We start from the raw sequence: 4,503 nt of genomic DNA on the forward strand, positions 1-4,503 counted from the left end.
TAGATTTAGACTTCATTATTTGCATATCAGCGTACCAAAAGGGATTACTCAATCGCAAAAGAGGTGTGAGTAGAATCAGTCACTGGAGCGAACACGGCAGTATCAATGACAATCATCATTTCTTATCGAAGAGTTAACCGTATGTTCCGGTCGATTAATGAGTTTATTCAGAAGCTTGTGTTATTATAATTCAATGCCTATTATTTTCGCGTAAACACTTCCTATTCTTAACCGCCCATCATGGGCGGTTCTTATTTTTTCGCTCTTATTTGTACAGGAGGTTGGCAGTGCAGTTCAGCTAAGTGACTCAAGCGAGATTCCGCTTCAGTGTACGACGAGCTAGCTGCCAAATCGGAGACTTAGTCTAGGATCGAAGCATGAATCAGAATCTGAAGCCTTCTTCAAGGATGGAAGTACAGATCTGGACGATCTTAGCGTCATAGAGAACTCCTGCGTTCTTTTTGATCTCTTCTATCGCAGCTTCAAAGCCAAGCGCAGCCCTGTATGGCCTGTGAGAACTCATCGCCTCAACCACATCTGCAACGATAATGATTTTGGCTTCTAGCAAAATCTCGTCACTCTTCAAATGTCTCGGATAGCCTGAACCGTCCAGCCGCTCATGATGTTGGTAGACAATATCTGCAACGGGCCAGGGTAGGTCGACCTTCCGAAGGATTTCATATGCGGTTTCGGGATGCTTCTTGATCATCTCGAACTCGATATCGCTCAGTTTTCCTGGTTTGGATAGAATCTCTGTTGGAATATTTATCTTCCCAATATCGTGAACCATCGCAGCAACTCTTATAGACTCAATAGTAAACTCGTCAAGACTCATTCTTTCTGCTATTTCTAAGGCCAACTTCGCAACATTCTTCTCATGAAACTGAGTGTATGGATCCTTAAGGTTCAGCATATCAGAGAGAACACTGACTACAGAATTGAAGGCTCGCTTCAGAGCTTCGTTTGCCTTCTGGCGCTCAGTTACATCTCTTGCAATCCCCTCTATAGCAATCAGCCTTCCGTCAATGTCGTAGATTGGAACATTAAGCTGTTCTGCCCAGACTACTTCGCCATTTTTTTTGATCCACCTAAGTACTACTGGAGAACGATCTACATGCTCCAGCAAATCTCTCAACTTTTCACGATCATCTGGATGAACCAACTCGAAGCCAAGATTTGGATTGGCATAGTGATCCTCTGGAGTGTAACCCGTAAGCTTTGTAGATGATGGGCTGACGTACGAAAACTTCTGTTCGGGATAAAGCTCTATTCTGTATATCAGGTCGCTTGCCTTTTCGGCGATTAGTCTGAACTTTCTTTCACTTTCTTCGAGAGCCCTTTCGGCAGAAGTTCTAAGCTCCTCTTCCTTTTTTCTTCTAATGGCGTCTTTAACAGCAAAGGGAAGCCTTGAGATGTGCTCCTTAATGACGTAATCTGTTGCACCGGCCTTCATGCATTCGACTGCAGTCTCCTCATTAATAGAACCTGTCAGGATAATTACCGGAATATTCGGAGCGTGTTCGAGCGTTAGTTCTATCACTTCCATACCACTGAAGCCGGGCATCATGAAGTCTGAGACTATCAGAGTGGGCTTAAAAGTGCCAATAGCGTCTAGAAATCCTTCCCAATTGTCCGTGGTAAGAAAACGCAGACTTGAATCTCAATCCGCCAGCCCTCTAGTTATTTCCAGCTTTGCCAGTTCGGCATCACTTACTAAATCCTCTACAAAAAGTATCCTTACTACTGGAGAAGAAGACTCTTGATTAGATATTGTTCGAACCATAGACACCTCCTGAAACTACTTGATGATAGCACGAAAGAACCTTCCTTAAGAAGTACGAACAACACTCATTGATCAGAAACCCAACAGAAATCATCGGGCATTGTCTTTCTGTTGTGCTTATTCAACAGGAGCGAAGACTATAATTCTTGTAGAAGTAATTAAGGCAGACTGGCAGGAGGATTTTCTATGGGAAGAGAAGCACTTATAGCTTTGATGAATAACGCAGCGTTACTCATAACTCTTGCGGTTGTTTATGGGCTCTTCTATGCCCGATCTTCGCCGAGCAGACAATTCTCAAGTCAAGTGATCTCAGGTTTGTTTCTCGGTATGATCACTCTTGCCGTAATGCTCAACTCATGGCAGCTAGCTCCTGGAGTAGTTTTCGATACAAGATCCGTTGTCCTTGGGCTTATAGGCCTCTACTTCGGTCTCGTGCCTTCCGTGATTGCCGCTTCCATGAGCATAACTATGAGAATGTTCATGGGAGGAGGGGGTACGCTNNTTTTTGAAAGAGAGAAGGACACGCCACTCGATTGTTGAGTTGTACCTATTCGGAATCCTCGTACATGTTTTTATGTTGTTATGCATGCTTCTTCTCCCATCGCCAAGCCGAGAGACTTTTTACGCCGTTGCCGCACTGCCGGTTATGCTTATCTATCCAGCAGCAACTACGGTAGTTGGGTGGGCTATGACAGCGCAATCAGCCAGGCGGCGCGGAGAGATAGCGGAGAGAGTGCTGGCGGCTACAAGCGAAAGACTGGCAACAATCGTTAAGAATTCTCCAATAGCCATCGTGAGTCTTGATCTCGAATACAGAGTAACAAGCTGGAACGAGGCGGCTGAAGAGATCTTTGGCTGGAAGAGTTCGGAGGTGATCGGCAAACCCCTCCCCTACATTCTGGAAAACAAGAGAGAAGAACACGCTAGAATGAACGAAGAGACTTTGAGAGGTCTATCGATTTACGGAAAGCGATTTGTAAGTATCAGAAAGGATGGCAGTGAAGTTGTGGTGAAGTTATTCAGTGCTCCGATAAGGAATGACAAGGGAGATCTCGAGGGAATGCTTGGAATCCTTGAAGACGTAACCGCACAGCAAAAAGCAGAAGCCGCTCTCAAGGAAAGTGAACTCCGTTTCAGAAGGCTGTACATGAACATGAATGCTGGCATTGCCATATACAAGGTTACTAACTCAGGAGAAGATGTGGTATTTCTCGATATGAACCCCGCCGGATGCAAGATAACCGGGGTCACGAAAGAAGAGATCCTTGGAAGAAGTGTGCGGGGGGTCTTCCCGAAAGTAGTTGAACTCGGGTTGTATGACACGATGATTGAGGTTTGGAAGACCGGACGCTCCAAGCATCATCCAGTAATGAACTACCGTGACGGTAAACTGGATCTAAAAGTTGAGAACTTCGTTTACCGTAACAGGCCGGATGAAATAGTTGCTGTGTTTGAAGATGTGACGAAGCGCGAGTTAACACTTCAAGAACTTGAACGGAGAGTTTGGTACAGAACGAAAGAGCTTGAGGAGGTAAACAAGGAGCTTGAGGCCTTTACTTACTCAATGGCCCATGATCTGAAAGCTCACCTGAGAGCAATTAATGGCTTTTCTAAGATAATCTCGGATCGTTACTCGGAACTTATTCCTGAAGAAGGCACTCGCTATCTGGGGTTCATACTAAAGGCCGGGGAGGATATGTCGGAGCTGATAACGGGCCTTCTCGAGTACTCAAAAGTAGGTAGATCTCCCCTTAACCTAGAGATCCATTCTTTGAAGGAAATAGTTGATGAATGCGTTTCTACACTGTCAAGTAGAATTGAAGAGGAGTATGCTTCGGTGCAGACCGCCTCTGAGATGCCAAATGTCTATGTAGATCGCACGCTAATGAAAAGGGCGATTATCAACCTTCTTCAGAACTCCTTGACATATCACAAACCAGAAGAACGGGCCGCAGTGAAAATATACTCTGAAAGAAGAGGAGAATGGGTACACCTGATTGTTGAAGATAATGGAATAGGAATAAGTCAGAAATTCCATAAGAGGATCTTCAACATATTCCAGAGGCTCCATTCTAGCGAAGACTTCCCGGGAAGCGGTATAGGTCTGGCTATTGTGAAGAAGTCGATCACTTTGATGGGTGGGGACGTTTCTGTGCAATCAGTGCCGGGAGAAGGAGCAAAGTTCATAGTGAAGATTAAGGAGGCCAGGCTTTGAAAGAAGCTTTGATACTGCTTGTCCAGGATAACCAGATGGACGTCGAACTGACACTTGACTCCTTCAGACAGGTAGGACTTACGAACCGAGTCGAGATTGTAAAGAGCGGTGAAATGGCTCTCGACTATGTGTTTGGCAGAGGGCGATACGAAGATAGAGAGGCATTCCCTGTGCCTGATCTTGTCTTGCTGGATCTCAAATTACCCGGGATTTCTGGACATGAAGTTCTTCACGAAATAAAGCATTCCGAACTCACAAGAAGGATCCCTGTCGTCGTCCTTACATCTTCTCGTGAAGAAAGAGACAGGGCAATTTGCTATGACTGCGGAGTGAACTCCTATCTTGTCAAACCGATCGATTTTGACGAATTCCTGATCGTTGCGAAAGCTATTGGAGATTACTGGCTGACGATCAATGTCGGTCCTCCAGAAGCATAAGGGCCATGAAGGTACGCGGCGGGTTGAGTATTGGAAAAGAGTGAGAGTTCTTCGTTCCAGAGCGAGTA

5 protein-coding genes are annotated in these 4,503 nt (G+C 45.3%); 3 read left to right on the top strand and 2 right to left on the bottom strand.

Annotated elements, in window-relative coordinates; translation table 11 throughout:
* Positions 1–382: 382 nt before the first annotated feature.
* A complete protein-coding gene (locus B3N33_RS12475; RefSeq protein WP_292593518.1) occupies positions 383–1,651 on the bottom strand; it encodes an HD domain-containing phosphohydrolase in 1,269 nt (422 codons plus the stop codon).
* Positions 1,652–1,660: 9 nt separating this feature from the next.
* Positions 1,661–1,783 carry a hypothetical protein gene (locus B3N33_RS12480; RefSeq protein WP_292593515.1) on the bottom strand — a complete coding sequence of 41 codons (123 nt, stop codon included), beginning with the start codon at positions 1,781–1,783 and terminating at the stop codon, positions 1,661–1,663.
* Positions 1,784–2,110: 327 nt separating this feature from the next.
* On the opposite strand from B3N33_RS12480, the gene B3N33_RS13120 reads away from it, so the two are divergent.
* The 3 genes from B3N33_RS13120 to B3N33_RS12495 are packed head-to-tail and all read left to right on the top strand — an operon-like array spanning position 2,111 to position 4,435.
* Positions 2,111–2,323 (top strand): LytS/YhcK type 5TM receptor domain-containing protein, encoded by a 213-nt coding sequence (locus tag B3N33_RS13120; RefSeq protein ID WP_422655915.1) that lies wholly within the window; start codon positions 2,111–2,113, stop codon positions 2,321–2,323.
* A complete protein-coding gene (locus B3N33_RS12490; RefSeq protein WP_292593517.1) occupies positions 2,289–3,998 on the top strand; it encodes a sensor histidine kinase in 1,710 nt (569 codons plus the stop codon). Before B3N33_RS13120 ends, B3N33_RS12490 begins: the two co-directional genes overlap by 35 nt.
* The gene (locus tag B3N33_RS12495) at positions 3,995–4,435 is read left to right on the top strand and encodes a response regulator (protein WP_102819123.1); all 441 of its coding nucleotides are present in this window, start codon (positions 3,995–3,997) and stop codon (positions 4,433–4,435) included. The genes B3N33_RS12490 and B3N33_RS12495 overlap by 4 nt, the downstream gene beginning before the upstream one ends.
* Positions 4,436–4,503 lie beyond the last annotated feature (68 nt).

The sequence above is a fragment of the Mesotoga sp. UBA5825 genome, assembly GCF_002432955.1.
Classification (GTDB): Bacteria; Thermotogota; Thermotogae; order Petrotogales; family Kosmotogaceae; genus Mesotoga.